20 protein-coding genes and 6 tRNA genes are annotated in these 22,521 nt (G+C 59.6%); 8 read left to right on the forward strand and 18 right to left on the reverse strand.

Translation table 11 applies throughout. From position 1 onward, the window contains the following. Window positions 1–5 precede the first annotated feature (5 nt). Both LOH54_RS00680 and pta read right to left on the reverse strand, forming a co-directional pair. Window positions 6–1,199, reverse strand: a complete 1,194-nt coding sequence (locus LOH54_RS00680; RefSeq protein WP_231019676.1) for an acetate/propionate family kinase — start codon at window positions 1,197–1,199, stop codon at window positions 6–8. Then, window positions 1,196–3,301 (reverse strand): phosphate acetyltransferase, encoded by a 2,106-nt coding sequence (gene pta / locus LOH54_RS00685; RefSeq protein ID WP_231019677.1) that lies wholly within the window; start codon window positions 3,299–3,301, stop codon window positions 1,196–1,198. Before pta ends, LOH54_RS00680 begins: the two co-directional genes overlap by 4 nt. Window positions 3,302–3,380: 79 nt before the next feature. Between pta and LOH54_RS00690 the strand changes: the two genes are divergently transcribed. From LOH54_RS00690 to LOH54_RS00705, 4 genes are read left to right on the forward strand one after another with little or no spacing between them, the layout of a single operon-like run. Next, on the forward strand, window positions 3,381–6,956 hold the full coding sequence (locus tag LOH54_RS00690) for a DUF748 domain-containing protein (protein WP_231019678.1): 3,576 nt from the start codon (window positions 3,381–3,383) through the stop codon (window positions 6,954–6,956). A gap of 19 nt (window positions 6,957–6,975) precedes the next feature. Beyond that, window positions 6,976–8,148 carry a type IV pilus twitching motility protein PilT gene (locus LOH54_RS00695; RefSeq protein WP_231019679.1) on the forward strand — a complete coding sequence of 391 codons (1,173 nt, stop codon included), beginning with the start codon at window positions 6,976–6,978 and terminating at the stop codon, window positions 8,146–8,148. Between the two features lie 2 nt (window positions 8,149–8,150). After that, on the forward strand, window positions 8,151–8,642 hold the full coding sequence (locus tag LOH54_RS00700) for a class I SAM-dependent methyltransferase (protein ID WP_231019680.1): 492 nt from the start codon (window positions 8,151–8,153) through the stop codon (window positions 8,640–8,642). After that, window positions 8,642–9,406: a tRNA (5-methylaminomethyl-2-thiouridine)(34)-methyltransferase MnmD gene (locus LOH54_RS00705; protein WP_231019681.1), complete on the forward strand. Its 765-nt coding sequence runs from the start codon at window positions 8,642–8,644 to the stop codon at window positions 9,404–9,406. The genes LOH54_RS00700 and LOH54_RS00705 overlap by 1 nt, the downstream gene beginning before the upstream one ends. Before the next feature lie 46 nt (window positions 9,407–9,452). On the opposite strand, the gene LOH54_RS00710 is transcribed toward LOH54_RS00705, so the two are convergent. Continuing rightward, window positions 9,453–9,539, reverse strand: a tRNA-Leu gene (locus LOH54_RS00710). Window positions 9,540–9,711: 172 nt separating this feature from the next. Between LOH54_RS00710 and LOH54_RS00715 the strand changes: the two genes are divergently transcribed. Together LOH54_RS00715 and LOH54_RS00720 are read left to right on the forward strand one after the other, a co-directional pair. Further along, on the forward strand, window positions 9,712–10,185 hold the full coding sequence (locus tag LOH54_RS00715; RefSeq protein ID WP_231019682.1) for a thioredoxin domain-containing protein: 474 nt from the start codon (window positions 9,712–9,714) through the stop codon (window positions 10,183–10,185). A 9-nt stretch (window positions 10,186–10,194) separates the two neighbouring features. Continuing rightward, complete coding sequence (locus LOH54_RS00720) at window positions 10,195–12,270, forward strand: RND transporter family protein (RefSeq protein WP_231019683.1); 2,076 nt, start codon at window positions 10,195–10,197, stop codon at window positions 12,268–12,270. A 10-nt stretch (window positions 12,271–12,280) separates the two neighbouring features. Here the strand turns inward: LOH54_RS00720 and LOH54_RS00725 are convergent, their stop codons facing one another. The 7 genes from LOH54_RS00725 to LOH54_RS00755 form a co-directional block, all read right to left on the reverse strand. Next, entirely contained in the window at window positions 12,281–12,535 is a 255-nt protein-coding gene (locus LOH54_RS00725; RefSeq protein WP_231019684.1) for a hypothetical protein, read from the reverse strand. A gap of 293 nt (window positions 12,536–12,828) precedes the next feature. Continuing rightward, window positions 12,829–13,740 (reverse strand): phosphatase PAP2 family protein, encoded by a 912-nt coding sequence (locus LOH54_RS00730; RefSeq protein WP_231019686.1) that lies wholly within the window; start codon window positions 13,738–13,740, stop codon window positions 12,829–12,831. Window positions 13,741–13,812: 72 nt separating this feature from the next. After that, a tRNA-Leu gene (locus tag LOH54_RS00735) sits at window positions 13,813–13,898 on the reverse strand. 154 nt (window positions 13,899–14,052) lie between these two features. Next, a tRNA-Arg gene (locus LOH54_RS00740) sits at window positions 14,053–14,129 on the reverse strand. Between the two features lie 23 nt (window positions 14,130–14,152). Continuing rightward, a tRNA-Arg gene (locus LOH54_RS00745) sits at window positions 14,153–14,229 on the reverse strand. Window positions 14,230–14,293: 64 nt separating this feature from the next. Then, window positions 14,294–14,370, reverse strand: a tRNA-His gene (locus LOH54_RS00750). 20 nt (window positions 14,371–14,390) lie between these two features. Further along, window positions 14,391–14,468, reverse strand: a tRNA-Pro gene (locus LOH54_RS00755). Between the two features lie 121 nt (window positions 14,469–14,589). On the opposite strand from LOH54_RS00755, the gene LOH54_RS00760 reads away from it, so the two are divergent. Beyond that, the gene (locus LOH54_RS00760) at window positions 14,590–15,936 is read left to right on the forward strand and encodes a sodium-dependent transporter (protein ID WP_231019687.1); all 1,347 of its coding nucleotides are present in this window, start codon (window positions 14,590–14,592) and stop codon (window positions 15,934–15,936) included. A 119-nt stretch (window positions 15,937–16,055) separates the two neighbouring features. Here LOH54_RS00760 and ribE read toward each other — a convergent pair whose 3' ends face one another. The 3 genes from ribE to LOH54_RS00775 form a co-directional block, all read right to left on the reverse strand. Next, window positions 16,056–16,667 (reverse strand): riboflavin synthase, encoded by a 612-nt coding sequence (gene ribE / locus LOH54_RS00765; RefSeq protein WP_231019688.1) that lies wholly within the window; start codon window positions 16,665–16,667, stop codon window positions 16,056–16,058. Between the two features lie 90 nt (window positions 16,668–16,757). Then, a complete protein-coding gene (locus LOH54_RS00770; protein WP_231019689.1) occupies window positions 16,758–17,444 on the reverse strand; it encodes a tetratricopeptide repeat protein in 687 nt (228 codons plus the stop codon). Between the two features lie 68 nt (window positions 17,445–17,512). Next, the gene (locus tag LOH54_RS00775) at window positions 17,513–17,710 is read right to left on the reverse strand and encodes a hypothetical protein (protein ID WP_231019690.1); all 198 of its coding nucleotides are present in this window, start codon (window positions 17,708–17,710) and stop codon (window positions 17,513–17,515) included. A gap of 146 nt (window positions 17,711–17,856) precedes the next feature. Between LOH54_RS00775 and LOH54_RS00780 the strand changes: the two genes are divergently transcribed. Beyond that, on the forward strand, window positions 17,857–18,306 hold the full coding sequence (locus LOH54_RS00780; protein WP_231019691.1) for an outer membrane lipoprotein: 450 nt from the start codon (window positions 17,857–17,859) through the stop codon (window positions 18,304–18,306). Here the strand turns inward: LOH54_RS00780 and LOH54_RS00785 are convergent. Genes LOH54_RS00785 through LOH54_RS00805 form a run of 5 tightly spaced genes read right to left on the reverse strand, consistent with a single transcriptional unit; the run spans window position 18,300 to window position 22,409 of the window. Next, on the reverse strand, window positions 18,300–18,731 hold the full coding sequence (locus LOH54_RS00785) for a hypothetical protein (RefSeq protein WP_231019692.1): 432 nt from the start codon (window positions 18,729–18,731) through the stop codon (window positions 18,300–18,302). The genes LOH54_RS00780 and LOH54_RS00785 overlap by 7 nt on opposite strands. Next, window positions 18,728–19,315, reverse strand: coding sequence for a hypothetical protein (locus LOH54_RS00790; RefSeq protein ID WP_231019693.1), 588 nt, complete (start codon window positions 19,313–19,315; stop codon window positions 18,728–18,730). The genes LOH54_RS00785 and LOH54_RS00790 overlap by 4 nt, the downstream gene beginning before the upstream one ends. A 3-nt stretch (window positions 19,316–19,318) precedes the next feature. Then, the gene (locus tag LOH54_RS00795; protein ID WP_231019694.1) at window positions 19,319–20,074 is read right to left on the reverse strand and encodes a nicotinate-nucleotide--dimethylbenzimidazole phosphoribosyltransferase family protein; all 756 of its coding nucleotides are present in this window, start codon (window positions 20,072–20,074) and stop codon (window positions 19,319–19,321) included. Window positions 20,075–20,076: 2 nt separating this feature from the next. Then, on the reverse strand, window positions 20,077–22,035 hold the full coding sequence (locus tag LOH54_RS00800; RefSeq protein WP_231019695.1) for a TonB-dependent receptor: 1,959 nt from the start codon (window positions 22,033–22,035) through the stop codon (window positions 20,077–20,079). Then, entirely contained in the window at window positions 22,032–22,409 is a 378-nt protein-coding gene (locus tag LOH54_RS00805) for a hypothetical protein (RefSeq protein WP_231019697.1), read from the reverse strand. The genes LOH54_RS00800 and LOH54_RS00805 overlap by 4 nt, the downstream gene beginning before the upstream one ends. Window positions 22,410–22,521: the final 112 nt, after the last annotated feature.

Consider the following 22,521-nt stretch of genomic DNA (forward strand, 5'->3'; position numbering starts at 1 on the left):
TGTCCCTATCTTCCCTGTGTGAGATACGGTAGGCATTGCCGTGCGATGGAGTGCTCTTCGTCCGTGGGGATGACATGCAGCTGGCTGCGGCTCCCTTCGGCGTGGAATGCGCCTCCCTCCTCCGTCAGATTCTCGTTTTTCATCTTATCGGTCTCGATCCCTAGGATATGCAGCCCTTTGCAGACGGCATGGCGGACGGCGCTGCTGTGTTCGCCGATGCCGCCGGTAAAGACGACGGCGTCCACGCGGTCAAGCAGCACGGCGTAGGCGCCGATGTATTTTCGGATGCGGCGCACAAAGAGTTCGAAGGCGAGCAGGGCCTCGGGCTCTTCGTCGCGCATCCGGTTTTCGATATCGCGCATATCGTTGGTCCCGGCGATTCCCTTCAGACCGCATTCACGGTTGAGGAGGGTATCGAGTTCCTCCGCATCCATACCCGTTTCGCGCGACAGATAGGCGAGCAGGCCCGGGTCGATGTCGCCGCTGCGCGTTCCCATGACGAGTCCTTCGAGGGGGGTGAAGCCCATCGACGTATCGATGCTGCGGCCGTTGCGGATGGCGCAGGCGCTGGCCCCGTTGCCCAGGTGCAGGGTAATGAGGTTGACGGCGTCAAGGGATTTTCCCATCCGCGCCGCGCATTCGGCGGCGACGTAGGCGTGGGAGGTACCGTGAAAGCCGTAGCGCCGGACGGAGAGCTCGCTGTAGAAACGCGCCGGCAGGGCATAGCGGAAGGCGGAGGGCGGCATGGTGTGGTGAAACGCCGTGTCGAAGACGGCGATCTGCGGGACATGGGGGGCGAGGTTCCGCATGGCCCGGATCCCTTTGGCGTTGGCCGGGTTGTGGAGGGGGGCCAACGGACTGAGGGCTTCGATGGCTTCCAGGACGGTGTCGTCGAGGCGGACGGGGCCGCTGAAACGCTCGCCGCCGTGTACGACACGGTGGCCTATTCCCTCGAGGGCGTCGAAACTGTCGATGAAGCCGTTGTCGATCAGCAGGTCGCGGACCGCGGCAAGCGCGGCGTCGTGGTCGGCGACGGGAAGGTCGAGGCGGACGTGCTCTTGGCATCCGTGAAGGATGGCGTGGGCGTCGCCGCGGCCGATATTTTCCACGAGGCCTGAGACGATCACCTGCTCCGAGCGCATTTCAAAGAGTTTGAACTTCACCGACGAACTGCCGGCGTTGATGACGAGGATCTTCACGATGGCGTCTCCTGGGCCTGGATGGCAGTAATGGCGACGGTGTTGACGATGTCGGCGACGCTGCAGCCGCGGCTGAGGTCGTTGACGGGACGGTTCAACCCCTGCAGCACGGGACCGATGGCGACGGCGCCCGCGGAGCGCTGGACGGCCTTGTAGGTGTTGTTGCCGGTGTTGAGGTCGGGAAAGATGAAAACGGTCGCCTGCCCCGCCACCGTGCTGCCGGGCATCTTCTGCGCCCCGACCTCCGGGTCGATGGCCGCGTCGTACTGGATGGGACCGTCCACGGCAAGTTCGGGGCGCTGTTCCCGGACGAGCTTTGTCGCTTCGCGCACTTTTTCAACGTCGCTCCCGACCCCGGAGTCCCCGGTGGAGTAAGAGAGCATCGCCACACGCGGTTCAATGCCGAAGCGTCGGGCCGTCTCCGCCGACGCGATCGCGATTTCCGCCAGTTGGGCCGCATCGGGGTCCGGGTTGACGGCGCAGTCGGCATAGACGAGGACCCGGGTGTCGAAGCACATGAAAAAGCAGCTCGATACGATGTTCTGCCCCGGCGCCGTTTTGATCGTCTGCAGGGCCGGGAGGATTGTTTCGCGGGTCGTATGCGTCGCCCCGCTGACCATGCCGTCGCACTCCCCCTGCGCCACCATCATCGTCGCGAAGAGGGTCGTGTTGCCCAGGGCGTCGTAGGCGGCTTCGAGGGAGACGCCTTTGTGGGCGCGCAGTTTGGCATAGGCCTTGGCCAGGCGGCGTTTTTGCTGTTCGTCTTCGGGGTCGACGATGGTCGCATTGCGCAGATCGAGCCCCAGGGCGGCGGCCCGGGCCGCAATGTTTTCCGCCGAGCCCAAAAGGGCGATGCCGACGGCCCGCCGGCGCAGCAGGATGTCGGCGGCCCGGAGGATGCGGTCGTCGGAGGTTTCGGGCAGGATGATCGTCTTGCGATCCCCCGCGGCCCGGGCGAAGAGACGGTGCTCGAACATGGCCGGGGTGACGATCCCGGCCGACGCCGCGGCGAGCTTGGTCTCAATCAGTTTCGCGTCGACGTTCTGGTTGAAGACCCCCAGCGCCGTGGCGATCTTTTTCGGCGATGCGGCATCGATGCGGGCGGGAAAGGCGCGCACCATCTGGGCAACCTCGACCGTCTCTTTCGGGAGGTGCAGCAGCGGTATCTGCATGGCGTCAAGGCCCTTGAGGAGCTCAATGACGCTTTGTGCAGGGGGTGTTTCGCCTGTCAGGAGCACGGCGCTGACCGCCGGAAAATTCCCGGCGTAGTTCGCGGCCGTCGCGCCGAGGATGATATCGGCGCGGTCCGAGGGGGTAATGATGAGGTCGTCGGTCCTGATATGCGTCAGGAAATGTTCCAGGTGCATGGCGGCGATACGGGGCTGGGCGATAAGGCGGTGAAGCTGCTCGTTGGTGCCGATCAGTATGTCCGCGCCCAGTCCTTCGGCAAGCTGGTAGACGTTGGGGCGGTCGAGCGTCGTGACTTCGGGCAGCAGGACGACCGGTTCGGGGATCTCCGGGCAGACGTTCTGGTCCCGGCGGTGGGCTTCATAAAGCGCGGCGTCGCAGCGGTTTGCAAAGAGCATCAGCAGGGAGACGCCCTGTTTCTTGATGGCGTAGCTCCAGAGCCGTAGCGCCTCTTTGAGCCCGGTTTCATCCATGCCGCGGGCCGGGACGACGCCGACGACGGGCGCGGCGAGGTTCTTGGCGATCTCGACGTTGAGGTCGAAGTCGATCAGCTGGGAGAGCGCATCGTCGACCACCCCCTGGCAGAGAACGAAGTCGTAGGTTTCCAGCAGGGCGTCGTGCCGTTCGATGATCGTCTCGATCAGCCGGTCGATCTTTCCTTCGGAGAGCAGGGTTTCGGCCTCGGAGACCGTCAGGCCGACGGCACTCTCGTAGGGCTGCTCCAGCGCGAAATGGCTGAGAATGGTCAGGGTATCCGGATCTTTCCCGGCGGCGTCGGCGATCAGCGGCCGGAAAAAGGCGACCCTGCCGTGCAGCCGCAGCAGCAGTTCCGTCATGCCGAGTGTGACAAGGATACTCCCTGCATTGCGGGTTTTGGAAACGATATAGAGCGAGCGTACGGTTTCGGCATTCATAGCGGTAATTTACCATAAAACGGTTAGGAGTTCATTACCGCTGGGGTATAATGTGAGCAGAGACGATAAGGAGACGGTCATGAAACGGTGGATCTGGCGAACGTTACTCGGCGTCATCGCCCTTTATCTTTTGACGGCGGTCATTGCCGTCCCCTACCTGATCCGCACGAAAGTGCCGGAACTGGTCGGGGAGATGACGGGGGGATCCCTGGAGATCGACCGGGCCCTGTTCAACCCTTTCATTCTTGACCTGACGGTCGAAGGGATCCGCTTTGCCGATCCCGAGGGGGCGCCGCTGGCCAGTCTGCGGCGCCTTGACGTCAATGTCGACGTCCTCCACCTGATATGGGGGGAGATCTCCGTCGAGTATTTCGGGCTGCGGGGACTGCGGCTCTCCGTCGTGCAGGAGCGTGACGGGCGGTTCAACTTCGACTGGCTGACGCACCTGGGGAGCGGCGACGCCGCGGAGACGGCTCCGGCGGAGACGAACGGGAGTGCCATGCCCTCGCTGCGGCTGGAGACGTTCGAGCTTGAAGACGGCGGGATCACCTTTACCGACCTCTCCCGACCCGTCCCGCTGCAGCTGGACTTCTCGCCGATCGGCCTCGATCTGCACGATATCGATACGGGAGGCGGCGGCGAGAACGAACTCCACCTCTTTGCCCACACCGAGGAGGGCGGACTGCTGGACGTCAAGAGCCGCGTGCACTCTTTTGAACCCTTTGCACTGTCGGGGACGGTCGATTACGATGCCGGGCGGCTCTATGACGCCTGGCATTTTCTGCGCGAGATCAGCGCCCTCGAGGTGGCCGACGGCCGGATGGAGCTGCACTTTACCTATGACGTCAACCTCGCGGAGCTGAATGCGACCACCGTCGACGATTTGCGCTTCGCGCTGAAGCGGCTGCGGGTCAAGCCCAAGGCCGAGAACGCGGACGTACTGCGGGTGGCGTCGCTGACGGTCGAAGGGGGACCGATACGGCCGCTTGCGCAGTTCGGCCGTATCGACACGGCGGGCATCGACGGCCTCTATGTCGATCTGCAGCGGCGCAAAGACGGCAGCCTCAACTGGGCGCACTACTTTCCCAAGGGGAATGAGGCCAATGTTTCGGCCGCACCGGCCGGCGATACAGCGGCAGCCTCCGCGCCGTGGGATATGCTCATCAACCGGGTGACGCTGCGGCATATACGGGGGCGTTTCGACGACGGCAGCGTCCGCCCGGCCGTGCACCTTGCCCTGGATGATTTCAACCTGACGGCGCGCCATGTCAGTGCGCTCCCGGCGACACCGCTCGCCTTTGACGCGGCGCTGCAGCTTAACAAAAAGATGCAATGTAAAGCGGCAGGGAGGCTTTCGCACTCGCCGCTGGACGCGACCGCCCTGGCGTCGTGCGGCGGATTGGACGTGACCTGGTTCAACCCCTACATCGATGCCGCCGCCGATGCCGCCCTGGCACGGCATGACGTGGTACTGCGCAGCGCCGTACTGGGCGCGGCCGCGGACGTCAGCGCCCGGGAAGCAAACGCTTCGGTCGCCGTCACCGTCAACGATGCCAATGCGACGCTGCAGTCGCTGCTGTTGACGCCCAGAGGCTCGAAACGCAAACTGGCCGCTTTCGATACCCTCTCCGTCACGGGGGTAACCGCATCGACGGCGGCGAAGAAGGCCGGGGTCGAGCGGATTGTGCTTGAGAAGCCCCAGGTCAACCTGCGCCGCGAGCGCGACGGCAGCATCGACGCCACGCAGCTGGTTAAAGCGAAACCGGCGGCACCGGCAAAACGCGGCGCCGCTGAAAAGGCGCAGCAGGCGGAGACGCCCTGGAGCACCGCCATCAAGAAGATCCAGGTCCGAAGCGGCGCCGCCTCGTTCCGCGATGCCGCCATCGCGCATACGACCACGACGCGGGTGCAGCGCTTTGATCTGGACGTGAACGGCGTCACGACGGACCCTTCCCGTGCGATCGGACTGCAGGGCAGCTTCCGCATCAACGGCGACGGGCGGGTGCGTGCGAAAGGGTCGCTTGTGCCGGAGCCGCTGAAGGCGACAACGGATTTCAGCGTCTCCGGGCTGCGCCTGAAGCCTTTCAGCCCCTACGTGGAGGAGGGGATGTTCGTCAAGATCGACGACGGGCGCGTCGGCCTGAAGGGGCAGACGCGCTACCGCCCCTCGAAGCGCTCCGCGGACCTGCGGCTGCGCGGCGATTTCAACCTGAACGATTTGCTGGTCAACGACAGCCGCGACGCGACGCCACTGGTCTCTCTGAAGACGCTGGAGGCGAAAAAGCTTCTTTTCACACTCTCCCCCGATCAGTTCTTTGTGGACAACGTGACGATGGGCGGGTTTTTCAGCTCGATCCTGATCGATGCGAACAAAACATTGAACCTTTCGACGCTCATGCGCCCTTCGGAGAGGACCGCGGCACCGCAAGGGGCTGAAAAAACGGCCGAGGCGGCCAAGCAGCCCTTTCCCGTACGCATCATGAAGTTTACGCTCTATAACGGGGCCGTGCACTTCGCCGACGAGTCGCTTCCGCTCCCCTTCGACACGCAGATCCATGATGTCAACGGCGAGGTGCTGGGGATTTCGACGCTGCCCGAAGATACGACATACCTGCAGGTGGCGGGGGAGATCGACGAGTACGGTACCGCCAAGGCCGAGGGGAGCCTCAACACGGGTGACCCGAAGGCCTTTACGGACATCGGAGTGAATTTCCGCAATATCGAGCTCAAATCCTATACCCCCTACTCGGGCAAGTTCGTCGGCCGGGCGATCGACAGCGGGAAGCTCTCGGTGACGCTGCGCTACCGGATCGTCAAGGGCGCGATGCAGGGGGACAACGGGATGATCATCAACAAGATCGTGCTCGGCGACAGTATTGAAAGCAACGATTCGGTAAGCCTGCCGCTCGATTTCGCCATCGCCCTGCTCGAAGACCGCGACGGCGTCATCGACATCGACATGCCGGTCGAGGGGGATGTGAACAATCCCAAGTTCCGCTGGGGCAAGGTCGTCTGGAAGGCCTTCGTCAACCTGCTGACCAAGGCGGTCACGGCGCCTTTTGATCTGATTGGTTCCATGCTGGGCATCGAAGGCGACAGCCTCAAGGAGGTTGCGTTCGCTACGGGATCGCCGACGGTTGACGCCGTGGCGCGGGAACGGCTCGATATGCTGGCCAAGGTGATGATCAAACGGCCGAAACTCGCCATGACGGTGCAGGGGACGTACGACCCGAAAGCGGATACCCATGCGCTGAAGCAGCAGGCGCTCATCAGCGAGGTGCTGGCACAGAGCGGCGAGGATGCCGCTTCGACGGAGAATGCGCTGATACCGAAACTGCTGGAACCGCTGTTTGAAAAGCGGCTGGGCAAGGAGGCACTCGATGCGCTCGAAGAGGAGATTGATGCGATGGATGCGGACAGGAAAACGCGGCGGCGGATCTATCGGGAGAAGCTGGTGGCAATGATGATCGAGAGCCAGCCGCTGCCCGACGGGGCGCTGGAAGCATTGGCCCATGCCCGGGCGGCGGCGATCCGCAACTACATGATCGCCACGCACGGCATGGAAGCGGGCCGGATCACGGAGCGCGATCCGGAAGCCCTAAGCGGCGAGAAGGGCGAGGTGCCGTCGCACCTCGGCCTTGACGCGGCAAAATAGATTATGGTAGAGTGGAAATATGATAAATGGAAGCAGTGACCCGGTTCTGATCCTGGAACATTTTTTGGACAAACTCGTCGAGAAAGAGGGAAGTGACCTCTTTGTCAAAAGCAGTGCCGTCGTGACGGCGCGGATCGAGGGGGATCTGACCCCGCTTACGACCGAGACGCTCAGCGCCTTTGCCGTCGAATCGATCGCCCGCCACATACTCGGGGCGCAGTATGAGACCTTCGAGCAGCAGTTCGAATACGACACGATGTACGTCCTCAACGCCGAAAGTCGTTTCAGGGTGAACCTTTTTTGGCACCTCGACGGGATCGCGATGGTCTTCCGACTCGTCCCTCTGGAGATCAAAACGATCGAAGCGCTGAACCTGCCCGATCAACTGCACCGTCTGACGAAGCTGCAGCGGGGGCTGGTCCTGGTGACGGGAACGACGGGGAGCGGTAAATCGACGACGCTGGCGTCGCTCATCGAGGAGATCAACCGGGAGCGCCGCAAGCATGTCATCACGATCGAGGACCCGGTCGAATTCGTCCATATCGACAAAAAGTGCGTCATCGAGCAGCGCAACGTCGGACTGCATACGAAGGGCTTCAACCAGGCGCTTCGGGCGGCGATGCGCGAGAACCCAGACATCATCATGGTCGGCGAAATGCGCGACCTTGAAACCGCCGAAAACGTCCTGCAGGCCGTCAATACAGGACACCTCGTCTTTTCGACCCTCCACACCCTCGATGCCAAGGAGACGATCGACCGTCTCATCGCCATCTTCCCGCCCTTTGAGCAGGAGCGGGTGCGCCTGAACCTCGCCAGCAACCTCGAAGCGGTCGTTTCCCAGCGCCTCATCCACGACAAGAACGGTGCGTTGGTGCCCGCTTGCGAGATGCTCTTCCGCTCGCCGATGGTCGAGCACCTGATCCGCACCAAGCGGGACTTCGAGATCAATGATATTATGGCCAACGAGCACTCGCATTTCGGTTCGACGACCTTCAACCAGGCCCTCTTCGAACTCTGCCTCAAAGACGTGATCTCCGAAGAGGTGGCTTACAGCCAAAGCGGCAGCCCGACGGACCTGCAGCTGATGTTCGCGCAGAGCAGCGAGTACCAGAAGAAGATCGGCAACACGCTCGAGAACATCAAGGATGAAGTGGGCCTCAAGCAGCCGCCGCCGCTTGTGGAACCGGAGTAGGCTTGGAGCAGTTCTTATCGCTTTTTACGCCGCAGCCCGGCTACAAGATCCTCGACGTTACCGCCCACAGCGATGCGCTGACGGCGGCGCTGTTGCGGCGCCTCGGCCCAGTGCACGGCCGGTTGGCGCTGGCGCAATACCCGGGGGAGCATCTCCCGCTCCCGGAGGGGACGGGGGCGACGCTGCAGCAGCAGACGGTGCCCGATTTCGATAAACCCTTCCGGGCCCTGCCGCGGGATAACGACATCGTCTTTATCCGCGACGTTCTACACCGCCACAGCCAGCCCGAACGCATCCTGCGCGCCATCTATACGACCCTGGCCAATGCCGCCGAGGTGATCATCGTCACGGAAGCGGGAGCTGCCGACACCGAGGCGCAGCTTGCACTGCTGGAGCGGACCGATTTCCGTGCCGGCAACGTTATCGAGGAGGTCGCCGAAGGGGTGACGGTCATTATGGGGAAGAAGATGCACATGTGGGGGAACGGGCTCTGATGCCGCATTTCGACGATGCCCTGCACCAAAGCGTGCGCAGCGAAGACGGTACGAATACCGCCTATTCGGTCGAGTACGGGGAACACTACCACTCCACCAAGGACGGGGCGCTGACGGAGTCGCTGCAAAAGCACGTCATCCCCGCCTTCTCCTGTTTCGAAGCGGCGCCGTCGCTGCGCATCCTCGACATCTGTTTCGGGCTGGGGTTCAATACGCTCGCGACACTCTACTATCTGCGTGAACAGGGGATCGACAAACGCATCGAGATCGTCTCCCCCGAACTGGACGAGGCGCTTATACGGTCGCTGGCTGTTTTCGAATACCCCGAGATCTTCCGTCCTTTCCTGTCGATCATCGAAGCGATCAGCGAAACGGGCAGCTACGAAGACGAAAAGGTGAAAGTCACGGTACTGTTCGGTGACGCACGTCAAACACTCCCGGGGCTGACGGAACCTTTCGACATCGTCTACCAGGACGCCTTCAGCCCGGAGCACAACCCGATCCTCTGGACCTCCGAGTATTTTGCGCAGCTGGCGCGGCTGACCCATGACAAAAGCGTCATTACGACCTACTCGACGGCCCTTCGGACCCGTTTGGCCCTCTATGAGAACGGTTTCAACATCTACCTGAACAAGGGGGAAGGGTACCGCAATGCGACGGTGGCGTGCAAGGGCGAACTGCCGCGCTTCGAGAAGGTCGATATGGCGCACAAGATCGCCTGCAATCCGGATGTGAAAAGTCTGCGGGATGCCGATCTGGTTTGATGGTTTTGTACAATGAAAGATTTTTTGATTGGGAAAAGTTTGATGATGGTGCGCTCGAGAGGACTTGAACCTCCACGGCCGTTAAGCCACTAGAACCTGAATCTAGCGTGTCTACCAATTCCACCACGAACGCACATTGGTAATTAAAAGAGAGCGTAATTATACGCTACAATCCTTAAAATAAACAAAAATACGGTCGCCCTCTTCGGGTGGTGTTGCGTTTTGCGGAGCGCTCCCGGGTGGCCTGCACAAAAAATATTCAAAACGGTTTTGGTGATGTCATGCAATTGGTTTACAATCTGACTATGAAAAGTCTCGTTTTTGCGTTACTGCTGATCGTCTCCATTGTCCATGCCGAGCAAAAGAAGACGCATCTGCAGCTCCCATATGCGAAGGCAATAGCCCTGCTCGATGGGATAAGACAGGATGCCATCATCCTGGGAGAGGGGAAGACGGAGGTGTATGTCTTCGTTGACCCGCTCTGTCCCCATTCGCGCAAATTTATCAGGATGGTTTCGCAAAATGCGCAGATGCTTTCGAAGTACCGCTACTATGTCTACCTCTACAGCATCCCGCGCCTGAAATCGGAACGCACGGTTTCGGCGATTTTCGCCTCCAAGTCGCCTGCGGAGACACTGCTGAAAGTGATGGTCGGGGCGGAGCGCCATACGGCGGATGTGACTGCTCCGACACAGAAGCGGGTCGACGAGATCGCGGCCGTCGCCCGGGCAATGGACGTCTACAAGCGTCCCTATCTCATGGTCGCACTGCGCCCCTAGCGAGTCAGTATGTATTACCAAACCCCCGACGTTACCAAGTATGTCGATGCCGTTGCCCGCTTCAGGGGCTATATCATCGCCGCCTACCTCCTGCTCTTCTTTGCGGTCCTGGCCGTTTACCACCCCAGGGTCCTCTCATCGGACGCGATGTTCTGGCTCAAAGACTCCGCCGAGATGCAGCGGAGCGAAGCGAACCGCTACACCCCCCACCTGCTTTCCAAACTGACGGTCCATGTCGATGCCTTCGACGAAACGACGAGGGAGGCGCTGCACGAGCTCAATGACCGGCTCGGGGCACTCGAGGGGGTGGACGAGGTCTACTCGCTCTTTAGCAAAGAGCAGAGCGCGATCGGCGGCACATCGGAGATGGTCGGCGTTGTCAGTACCGGTGACCTGGATACCTTCCGTCTGGAAAAGCTCGTCAAGGAGCGTTTCAATGCCTACGGGAACGTCGTCGATGCCGATTTTAAAACGTTCCGCTTCTTTATCAGCGCGCAAAGCGCCGTCGACCTCGGCGGCCTGGCAATACCGGGAAGTTACACCTATACCGCGACGAATGAGAGCGTTGACTGGCCGGAGCTGATCCGCTACGGGGTCGTCCTGCTGCTGACCATCTTCATGGTTTTTCGGTTTCTTTTCAGAAACTACATCTCCGCGATCAGCGCGGTTGTCGTCATCACCTTCAGTACGCTCTTTACCTTTGCGCTGATCTACGGGCTGACGGGAATAGCTGCCGTCCACATGACGATGCCCTTCATCACCATCAGTATCGTTCTCGTGGATTTCCTCTTCTTCTATTACCGCTGGCACGTTTCGCAGTACAAGATCGACAAGCGCAATGCCCTCATCAAGATGCTCAACCGCAGCTCCGCACCGGCGCTCTGGACCTCCGTGATTACGGCCCTGGGGCTGGGAAGCCTGCTCTTTATCGATTCGGACATCATCCGGCTGCTCTGTCTGGGGGTGATTTTCTCCTCCATCGTCGGGTACGTCATCAACCTCACCTTCCTGCCGGCGCTGCTGAGCTACTTTGAGCTGGAGCATACCCATATCCCCTACGCGAAGATGGGCTATTTTTTCGCGTCGAGCGAGCTGCATTACAACCGGAAGTTCCTCCACCTCTTCCTGGGAGTGACTTTCGGACTTATGGTGCTCGGCGGGTCGATGATCTACAGCGAAAGCAGCCGTTTCTTCAATCTCAACGTTGTCAACGACCAGATCCAGCTCAAGATCCCCTATGCCCGCATCGACCTCGAGCTGATCCGCTCCATCGACCGTTTTACGGAGGCGATGGGGGAAAAGTTCGGGGAGGGGTTGGGGGAGGTCGTCTCCCTTTCGACGATCGTGCAGAGTCTCAACGATGCCAATTCCCAGACGGACACGCTCGACGACGAGGCGCTGATGCAGGCGCTCTTCTACCTCGATCTCTACGGGATGCGGGAGAGCTACTACGATGCGGATGCGGTCAATATCCGGATCAACCTCTTCGATGTCGACAAACTGGAACTGATCGACTGGCTGGCGCGCTACAGTGCGTTGGACATCTACTTCGTGGACAAGGAGACGCTCCTCGACAGCGCGAAGTTCAACAAGACGCTACTGCTCTCCACGTCGCTCTTTTCGGCCCTGCTAGTTATCGGGCTCATTACGGGGTGGATCTTCCGTTCCGTGGCGATGGTCTTTGTCGGCTTCATCGTCAATGCCGTACCGATCGCCTGGTTCGGCCTGCTGGTGCGGCTGCTCGACGTGCCGCTGAGCCTGGAGATGCTCATTGCCATGACCATCGCCGTCGGACTGGCCTCGGACGCGACGATCCACTTCGCGTACAAGTATTTCCGGGCACGTTATATCGGGAGGAGCCGGAAACACGCGCTGGAGAAGATGTATTTTTATTCGGGGATCCCGGTCATTATCGGGTCGGCGGTGCTCATTGCTGTCTTCGTGGCGCTCTACCTCTCTTCACTGCAGTCGCTGCAGCTCATCGGTCTCTATAGCGCCGTGCTCGTGTTTATCTCGCTGCTGACGGACCTCTTCGTCCTGCCGGTCATGCTGCTCTTTATCGACCGGTTCGACCGGGGAAGATAATGCCTGCCCGTCAGTGGCAAATGGCGTCGGTCACCGCGAAGGTTTCATCGGGGGTGTAACTGCAGTCGGCGAGGTCGCTGCGCACGGAGGGAGCCGTGCGCGGTTCGGCCGTCTCGCTAATTGCGGCCTTGCCGTCGCTAGTCGGGGAAGCCGTAGCCGCTACTTTGATACGGGGCTCCTGGGGCGTTTCATGGGCCAGAGCGAATGCCGGAACGAAAAGCAGTCCGGCCAACAGCAGTGAGGCGATAGAGCGGTTCCGCTTCATTGCGTCTCCTTGAGTGTTCTGATGCAGTAATGTAGGATAAATTTTCTTGTTTGCGGTTTTCGTTACGGCGTTAAGGAAATGCTTAAGGATCGGAAAAAATAAGAAGGGAAGTAAAAAAAGTGGTGCGGACGAGAGGACTTGAACCTCGCAGCTCATTGGTCTTTATGGTGTCATTTTGGTTCTGATCTCGCTGCTGACGGATCTCTTCGTGTTTCCGGCCATGCTGTTTGTTATCGACCGCTTTGACGGAAAGAAAAAGATGATCGGGATCACCGACTGAAATCGTTCCGCCGCTAGAAGGCAATAGAGACTATGAAGCCGTAAGGAGTAGGAGAGATGGTGTAAGTTTGCGCCTTTTCTCCGTGCGCGGTTTTGGTGTAGCTGTAGACGGTTTCATGCCCGATCCAGGTTCCGATGATGCCGCCGGCTACGAGATCGCTGACCCAGTGCTGATGCCCTTTGATAGCGGATGCAAACAAAACACCGGCACCCAGATAGGGGAGCCAATACGAGTCGTAGACTTCGGCGACGACGCGTGCGACGCTAAAATACATTGTCGTATGAAACGAGGGCATGGAAGTTCCGTCCTGCTCCGTGTTAAATGTCGGTGGCCAGTGCCAGTTCCCGAAATCATAGGGGTCACAGGTATGGTAAATGCTTCTTGAGTCTGTGCAGTTTTTCAAATCATCCATCGGGCGCTGTCTACCCGTAAGGGTTTTCAGGATGACGTGGCTGATGGCATAAGAGTAAGCCGTAGCTTTTATCGCTAATAATGCGGCAGCCTGTGTTCGTTCGTCACCGAGGGCAACCCCTCCAAGATAGGAGAAAGCCATGCCGTAGGTCAGCCAGCTGTCGGCGCCGGTGCGCATCAATTTTGTCATACCGCTGTGGGGAAAGATCGTATCCAGGGAATAGTCTATATTGGACTCGATATTCTCTTGGTAAAACGTCGTTGTAGGCTTGTCGACCAGAACGAGTCCACCGACGATGCCCAGGGCCGTCAGCGATTTTTCCGGGTACAAAAAGGGGTCTACCGCAAAGTTGTACAGATCGGTGGGGACGGCGAAGAGGACTTTTTTGAAGGTTTTTGAGGCGACCCCCATATCAAAATAGGTACCGTTTTGATACTGATAATCTTGCGCGGCGGCAAATGTGGAAAGGGTTAATATAGCGAGTAAATAGCATTGTCGGAGTTTTTGATACATGATTAGACAGCCTACAGTATTAGGGTGCGATCATTTTAAGAAAATAAGCTTAAGGATTAAAGCGTATGAAGATGGTGCGGACGAGAGGACTTGAACCTCCACACCTTTTGGGCACCAGATCCTAAGTCTGGCGTGTCTACCAATTCCACCACGTCCGCATAATCGTTCAGAGGTTTGAACGGATATGATTTTTTCATCGGAAACAGCGAAGCATATTTCCAAAAGCACCAAGGGTGCGCGAGCCTGCTGCTGAAGTAAACACAGCGTTAGCGTAGTCAAACGGGCTTTTGCTCGTTTGGCGTATAAATCAAGTGGTACGCCCTGCAGGATTCGAACCTGCGACCGATGCCTTAGAAGGGCATTGCTCTATCCAGCTGAGCTAAGAGCGCATCTGTAAATGGGGAAGCCCCGGTGGTACGCCCGATAGGATTCGAACCTATAACCGTCGGATCCGAAGTCCGATACTCTATCCAGTTGAGCCACGGGCGCTTCCATAGTGTAAAAACGTATGGTGTATCAAAAAAAAAATATTATCGGGAATGTTGTCAAAACATGGGGTGGGTAATGGGGTTCGAACCCACGACCCCCAGTGCCACAAACTGGTGCTCTAACCGACTGAGCTATACCCACCATGAAGAATGTTGTAGAGGTGGTCGGGGTGAAAGGACTCGAACCTTCGGCCCCTTGGTCCCAAACCAAGTACTCTAACCATACTGAGCTACACCCCGACCTTGTCACCTCACACGGATAATCCGGATAAGTGAGGCGAAATTATAACTGATGTTAAGCCCTTTGTCAATACTTTTTTGTTTAAATAGACCGGGTATACAACGAACCTAGGAAACCTTGATGAAAATAGCACGTTTTAGCCGAATAGGATTTATCCTTGCTGCCGCAGGGAGTGCGGTCGGGCTGGGCAATATCTGGAAATTCCCCTACATCACCGGGGAGTACGGCGGCGGTGCCTTCGTCATGGTCTATCTTTTTACCGTGATGCTCATAGGGTTTTCGGTCATGATCGCCGAACTGCTTATCGGCTACCTCAGCCGCCGCGACACGCTGACGGCGTTCGAAGAGCTGGCCCCGCGGCACAAAGCTGCGTGGAAATGGGGCGGTTTCATGGCCTTTACCGGCCTGCTCATCATGACCTTCTACTCCGTGGTCATCGGCTGGATATTCAACTACATCTTTGTCTCGCTCGGTAATCTTCCCTCCTCGCCGGAGGAGGCCGCGGGGCTCTTTAAAACGATGCTGGGATCGGACCTCAAAACCCAGATTTTCTACCACACCCTTGCGTTTCTCATCATCACCGTCATCGTTATCCGCGGGATCAAGGGCGGTATCGAGAAGCTGAACCTTGTGCTGATGCCGATGCTTTTCCTCATTGTCGGCGGGATGTTCCTCTACGCGACGACCCAGGCTGGGTTTACTCAGGCGTGGAAGTTCATGTTCAGCGCCGACTGGAGCAAGCTCAATTCCGAGGCCTTCGTCACCGCCGTCGGGCACGCCTTTTTTACCCTCTCGCTCGGGATGGGTTCCCTGCTCACCTACTCGGCCTCCCTGCCCAAGGAGAGCAGCCTCGTCAAAAGCGCCCTCGTCGTCGTGGCGCTTGATACGGGCATTGCCCTGCTGGCGGGGCTGATGCTTTTTACCTTCCTCTACCAGTACGGTGCGGAACCCTCTGCCGGTCCGGGCCTCGTCTTCATCTCGCTGCCGGCGGTCTTTTACGAGATGGGGACGCTGGGCAACGTTTTTGCCGTGCTCTTTTTTATCTCCCTCGCCTTTGCGGGGCTTACCTCCGCCGTCTCCCTCGTCGAGCCGATGGTCCAGCTGGCAATAGACCGTTTCGGCTGGAGCCGTTTCAAGGCATCAGCGACGATGGGGCTCTTTTTCTACCTCGTGGGTATCGTTGTCATCTATTCGGGGAGCAGTGATTACGGCGCGCTGCTCACCTGGGGCGGCAAGAACCTTTTCGACTGGATCGACTACGTCACCGCGGCGATCCTGCTCCCCACGGGGGGGCTCGTTATGGCGATCTTTATCGGTTACGTCATCGAACCCAACCGCGTCGAAGCGGCGGTGAAGCATCAGCTGGGCTTTGCCTATGGCATCTGGCACTTCAGCCTGCGCTACGTCGCGCCGGTGGCGCTGGTCATCGTCATGCTGAATATGATGGGAATATTGAAGCTCAATTGATTGTACGATATCCGAGCAAAGCCCGGATATCTACGTTAACACTGGGTTTCGCTCGGCGCGAGACCCACGCGCAGTTAAACCGCGCTCGACTGTTTTGCAAATCAATTCATTATACGTAGTTAGTAAAGCGCCGTGAAGCGCTCGGCGGTTTCCCAGTCGAGTTTCGCATCCTTGTGCGAAAGGAAGTGGGCGATGTAGCGGGCGAACATATCCGTTTCGATATTCACCTTCGTACCGTTTCGGTAGCTGCCGAAGAGGGTTTCGCGCATCGTGATGGGGATGATGGTGAGACGGAAGCTGCTCTCATAAACGTCATTGACGGTGAGGCTGACGCCGTCGATGGCGATGGAACCCTTGGGAACGATGTAGGGGATGAACTTCTTGTCGACGTCGATGACGACGTCGTAGCTGTTGCCGTTGTCGCTGATGCTCTTGACGGTGCCGACGGTGTCCACGTGCCCCTGGACGATGTGCCCCTCCAGCCGGTCGCCAAACTGCATGGCCGGTTCGATATGCACGCGCCCTTTGAGGTTCTCGGTGGCGATGATCCCCTGTGTTTCGGGGGAGAGCTCGACGGTAAACCCGTCGCTCTCCAGGGAGACGACGCTGAGGCAGGCGCCGTTGATGGCGATGGAGTCGCCGAGTTTCGGACGGTAGGCGGCCTTGAGGCTCAGGCGGTCCCCGCTGAACCGTTTTACCGTTGCCATCTCCCGAATCAACCCTGTGAACATCTCTATACCTTTTTGGTTTGCTAAACGCTCATTATATAGGAAAACAGGCGCGCTTTACCTGTTGTGAAGTCCGCCGCAGAGCGGCGGGGGTTAGAAAACAATCTTACCTTCGTCCTGCAGACCCTTGATGATCTCTTTGGCTTTTTCGTGACCGTTGTAGGCGGCTTTGCGGCACCACTCGAGCGCCTTGTCGTGGTCCTCTTCAACGCCGAGCCCCTGGTCGTAGAGGAGGCCGAGGTTGAACTGCGCCTGGGCCAGCCCCGCCTCCGCGGCGCGGGAGAAGCAGACGTAGGCGCGCCCGAAATCCTGGTGGACGCCGTGGCCCTCTTTGTAGAAGACGCCGAGGTTGTTGAAGGCTTCGCGGTGGCCGCGCTTGGCAGCCTCTTCATACCAGAATGCCGCTTCGGAGTAGTTCTGCACGCAGCCCAGTCCCCGTTCGAGCATCATCGCGGTCTCGTACATCGCCTGCGGGACTTCGTGCACGGCGGCATCGAGGTAGTACTCGTGGGCTTTGAACTGGTCGTGTGCGACGCCGCCGAGGCCGTTGGCGTAGAGGATGGCGAGGTTGAAGAGCGCATAGGGCTGTTTCTGCTCGGCGGCTTTTTCGTACCATTTCAGCGCTGCGGCATCATCGACGGCCGTGCCCTGTCCCTGCTGGTACATATACCCCAGCGAGACCTGCGCATCCGCGTTCCCGGCTTCGGCGAGGTCGCTGTAGAGGGCGAAGGCGGTGGCAAAATCCTGTGCGTTGTAGGCGTTATGGGCTTCTTGAATCATGAACAAATCCCGGGAATTTTTCCGCGATTGTAGATTAAGGCGGTTTAAGGAGGGGTTAGTCCGGGGCGTTAACGCCGGACTTTACGGTTACCGCGGTTTTTTTCTTTGAGGCGGGTAATCACATCCTTGAGGCGCTCTTTTTCCGCCAGCAGATCGTCGCGGATCAGGTGCTCCTCACCGCCGTCCACTTCCGGGTCATACTCCACCACTTCGGGCTCGTAATCCTTGTAGGGGTCGTTTGGGGGTGTTTTATTTTCCTTGCTCATAATTATTATTTTAAATGGCTTCGGCTTAGATTCGCCAAAAACGTAAAGACTACAAATGTTTTTAACCGAAGGACGTTTCGCAAGGGGGCGTTTCCGTTCACGTTATGCTCACGTTTTTACACTATACTACAGAGAAAGGAGATGCCATGCGAAGTTTTCTCATCCTAGCGACGGCACTGATGCTCGTGCTCGGCGGCTGTGCCACCCGACAGGGGGCCGATTACGACGGCCGGACCTACCGGCAGGTGAAGCACTATCTTGTGGGCGTGGTGGTCGAGGAGCGGCCGGTACGGATCTCCGACGACGGTTCGGGGGCCTTTATCGGTGCACTGATCGGAGCCATTTTCGGTTCGACCGTCGGCCGCGGACCCGGCCGGGGGATTGCGACGCTGGGCGGTGGATTGGCCGGCGCCTATGTCGGCGGCGCGGCGGGGCAGTCCAACGCCCAGGAGCTGACCGTGCGGCTCGACAGCGGGGAGCACATCGTCATCGTCGCCAAGGGCGAGCTGCGCTTCCTGCCCGGCGACCGCGTCAAGATCATCAAGCAGGGCAACACCGTCGAGCGGGTCGACCGCCTGCCGAACTATCCCTATTGATCGCGGCGGCACGCTGCCATGATCCGCTCCCACTCCGTATCGAACACCTTGTCGATATAGTCGCTGTGGTGGGGCACCGTACAGCCGGAGCAGTCCTGGTGTACGGCATCGCCGTACACCGCGGTTTTCCCGTCCTTTGAAGCGATCGCGCAGCTGCTATAGACCGTTTTGCCTTCACGCCTTTCCATCCCGGCATCGCTGAAGCGGAAATTGGGGCAGGCGCAGAGGTAGCAGTTGAGCTTTTCCATATCGTGACACTTCTTCTTTTCCGCGTAGAGCGGGCAAAACGCCGGCTCCGCTTCCACCATGTTGTCAAAATCGAAATAGTCGATGATCTCCGCTTTGCCGAAGCCGCGGGCAAGCAGTTTCTCCACGATCTTTTTGTGCGCCGTGGCATGCGCTTCGAACCACGCCGTATAGGTCATAAGCCTCTCCTTTCGGCGGGATGGAACGCCCGGTAGAGATAGTAGATGACGACGATTTCCGCGACCAGCAGCACGTAGTGGACGAGGTAGACCTGTATTCGGCTTTCATCGATGCCCGCGGTGTACTCCAACGTCTTGTAGAAGAGAAACGAGACGAGCATCCCGGCGAGGTAGCCCGCCTGCTTGTAGACGTCGAGGTAGGTCAGCGCTTTGGCTTTTTCGATCAGGATCGTCTCGGCGCGCACCAGGTAGGAGCCGAAGGCGAAGGTGAGCTGGTAGCCGGCATAGACGAAGAGCGCACTGGCGTAGCTGTACGAAAAGAGCAGGAAGTAAAGCACGAGCAGCAGCATGACGATTTCGACGGTGAGGGAGATGCGCCAGAACCAGGTCCGGTTGAGAATGCGGGTGTAAAAACGCGCAATAACGAGCATGGCCAGCGCCAGAAGGATCCCGCCGAGGGAGTAGACGTAGGGCTGCAGGGGCGCGTAGATGATAAAGATGCTCCCCACCGAGATGCCCGTGAAGAGGGCGTTATAAAACTTGTACCAAATGAAAGGTCTCAGGGCGAGGTTGCGGGCCTGCATCGGTTACGCCCCGCGCTCGGCCCGCGCAGTGATCTGCGCAATGGTCAGCCCCTGCATGGTGCCGTAGGCAAGGGCCGCGCCGGCGTAGGATTCCCCTTTGTCGTAAGAAGGGAGCTCCACGTAGAGGGTCCGCGGGCGGAAGTCGAGTTGCCCCAGCAGCGACAGCGTCACCGACCGTTCCGTTTCCGCGATCCCCTCGGCCGTGCAGAGGGTGAGCTTGCGCGGGTCCATCGGCAGGCCGTCGCGGCGCACGACCCGGTTGGCGATCAGCAGTGCCGCCGCCATTCTGCTTCCGCCGCCGAGGACGACGGGGAAGCGGCGGCACGCCTCGAGCATGAAGCCCGCGGCGAACATCAGGAAACCGTCCGCCGTGCGGCCGAGCTGTTCGAAGAGCCCCATGCCGGGGAGCGGTTTGAGAAGGGCCGCGGCGTCCGCGGCCTCCGGGGAGACGCTTTCGCCAAGGATGACGTAATCGCCAGCAGGTTTGTAGTAGCGCCCGAATTCGCGCCCCTTTTCAAAAGATGCCTTTGCATTGAAGGCGCCTTGTGGGTCAATGCCGAAGGTCACGGTTCCGTACGTTTCCGATTCGGACGTAAGGCCCAGGTCGAGGATGCGCATGACGGCAAAAGGGGTGAGGGCCTCGACTGACAGGGTCAGCGGACCGGGGGCAGGCGTAACCGGGCCTGCCGCGGCCAGCAGGAAGTCGGCGCGTCCCGCAGGCAGCGCACTCTTCTCGCGGTCCTGCAGGGTACGGATCATATTTAGAACTTCAAGGTGGCGCCGACGAGGGCGGTGGTGGTGAAATTGACGGGGTAGATGGCGTCGTCTGCGACCCAGAGGCCGTTGGGATTATTGAACATGTTGTTGATTTTAGCAAAAAGTGCATAAGAGGCCGCGTCGTAGTTGAGGACGACATCGGTGCTGTTGAAGGCGCGTTGCTTCTGCGTATAGCTGTTGCCGAAGTCGTTCATGGCGTAGGCCTGGGATCGGTAGGTGTGCGAGAGGGTAAAGCTCAGCGCGTCCGTCGGCAGGATCGTGAGGGCCGCTTTCACGGTGTGGGGGCTGACGCCCGGAAGGTCGTTACCGCCGAAATCCTCGCCGTTCTGGACCTCTTTGTCGATAATTGCCTGCACGTAGTTGTAGTTGAGCGAGAGGGCGAAGCGCTCGGTGACTTTCCACTGCTCGAAGAGGTCGACGCCGACCTTGTGGGAACGGTCGATATTCGTGTTGACCGAGGCGATGTACGCGGGGTCGCTGTAGTAATAGATCTCGTTTTTAAGCGCGGCGTAATAGGCGGAGAGCTTGAACTTGTTCGCTGCCGTCACCGCCGTATAGCCCGCCGTGACGGTGTCGGAGGTCATCGGGTCGATAAAACCGTTAAAGGTGACGTTGCCGCTGAAATCCCTGTTGAAGAAGCGGTCGACGTCGGGTGCCTGGTAGGCGTGGGCGTAGCTGACAAAGAGCGAACGTTCCGGGCTGAGACGGAAGTTGTAGCCCGCTTCGACGCCGTGAAGGGTTTCGGAGCGCGCGAGGGAGTTGTTCGCGTCGCTGTAGTCGTACTTGGCGGTCTCATAGCGGTAGCCCGCCTTGAGGGTATGGGCTCCCGCACGGTACTGGGCCAGCGCGTAGGCCGCGGCATTCTGCTTGGTCGTTTCGTTGGCGATCGCGAACGCCGTCGCGCCGCCGTTCCGGCTGCCGTCGAAGAGCGTGCCGCCGAGGGAGAGCTGCAGCCCGCCGTGTGTGTAGTCAAGGGCCAGCGCCGCCGTGCGGTAGTCGTAGGTGGCCGTGCTGCGGTAGAACCAGGCGGGGAGATCGTAGACGGACTTTTTCTTCTCAACGGAGGTATCGAGCGAGACGGAGAGGTCGGCTGTCGGAAAGAGGGTCAGGCCGGTGCTGAAGGCATCGATGTCGTATTGCTGGTACGCCGGGGCCGGGAAGGCGCCTGGTTGGGCGGGATCGTCGTTGAACTCGCTTTGGGTCAGGGTGCTTCCGTAGGCGGCGTCGATGCGGCTTGACTGGGCGCCGAGGCGGAATTCGAAGAGATCGCTTGGCGTCAGCGCAAGATCGAAAGTGCCGTTTGCCAGTTTCTGTTCGTCCCGGTTCTGCGCCGCATCGATATGGCGCGTTCCGGCGGTGTGGTAGGCTTCTCCGGAGGCTGAAACCGTCAGAAGGTCGTCGCTGTGGCCGACACGGAACGCCGCATCGTAGGTGCCGTAAATGCCGCCGTAGAAACGTACCTCTTTGCTGCTGTCGTTCTTGGTGACGATGTGGATCGCCCCGGCGTTGGCGCCGTCGCCGCCGAGGACGATCCCGCCCCCTTTGACGATCTCGAGGCGTTCGATGTCGGAGGGGGCGATGGCGCTGAGCAGTTGCGGGACCATGTCGACGTTGTTGAGGCGGCGGCCGTTGAGGGTGACGACGATGTTCTGGTAGCCGTTCTCGATGCCGTAGCCGTGGAGGTCGAGCCGCTGGGCCATCGGATTGCCGTAGGAGGGCAGGGCGAAGAGGGAGGTCTGCAGGGTGATGAACTCGTAGAGCGACTGCACGTGGGCCTTTTCGATCTCCTCGGCGGTGTAGACCTCGACGCTGTCGGCGGCGTTGAGCTCGGTGCTGTGCAGGGGGCTGGAGATGACGGTCAGGGCTTCGAGGGTGATACCTTCGGCGCAAAGGGTGCCGCTCAACAGGGCGGTTGCGGCAAGGGAGAGTGCGATGGGTTTCATTGGGTTCCTTTGGAAATGGGTAATGGGGTTAAGTAGCAGGGCGCTGCGGGCGGCGAGAGGGTCGAACGGGTGTGGCGGAAGGGGTTGCGGGGGCGTCGCGGACGGTCATGCGTGCGCAGGCGTCTGCAGGCGAGGCGGTGAAAATGGAGGTTGCAGTGGCAGGGGCGGCGTCGGCCGCCGGGAAGCTCCGCCGCGGCGAGTTCCGGTGCAGCTTCCTCGTCTTCGAGACCCTTTTCGTCGTCGCTTTCGTCGCTGACCATACCGTGGTGCGCCAGGGTACGGTTCTCATGGCGCTGCAGGGTGGTGACGGCACTGTAGGCCTGGATGGCGCTGAGCGTAAAGTAGCGTTTTCCGAACCCTCTCGGTGCGCGCATCCGGCCTCCTTGAATGAATATCGGAAGTATAGCACAGGGCGCGCTCGGCGTGCCCGATGTGCAGGTTTCTTAGATGATTTAGGATAGTATGGCCCAAACGCATCCGGGAGTG

The sequence above is a fragment of the Sulfurimonas sp. HSL-3221 genome, from assembly GCF_021044585.1.
GTDB lineage: Bacteria > Campylobacterota > Campylobacteria > Campylobacterales > Sulfurimonadaceae > Thiomicrolovo > Thiomicrolovo sulfuroxydans.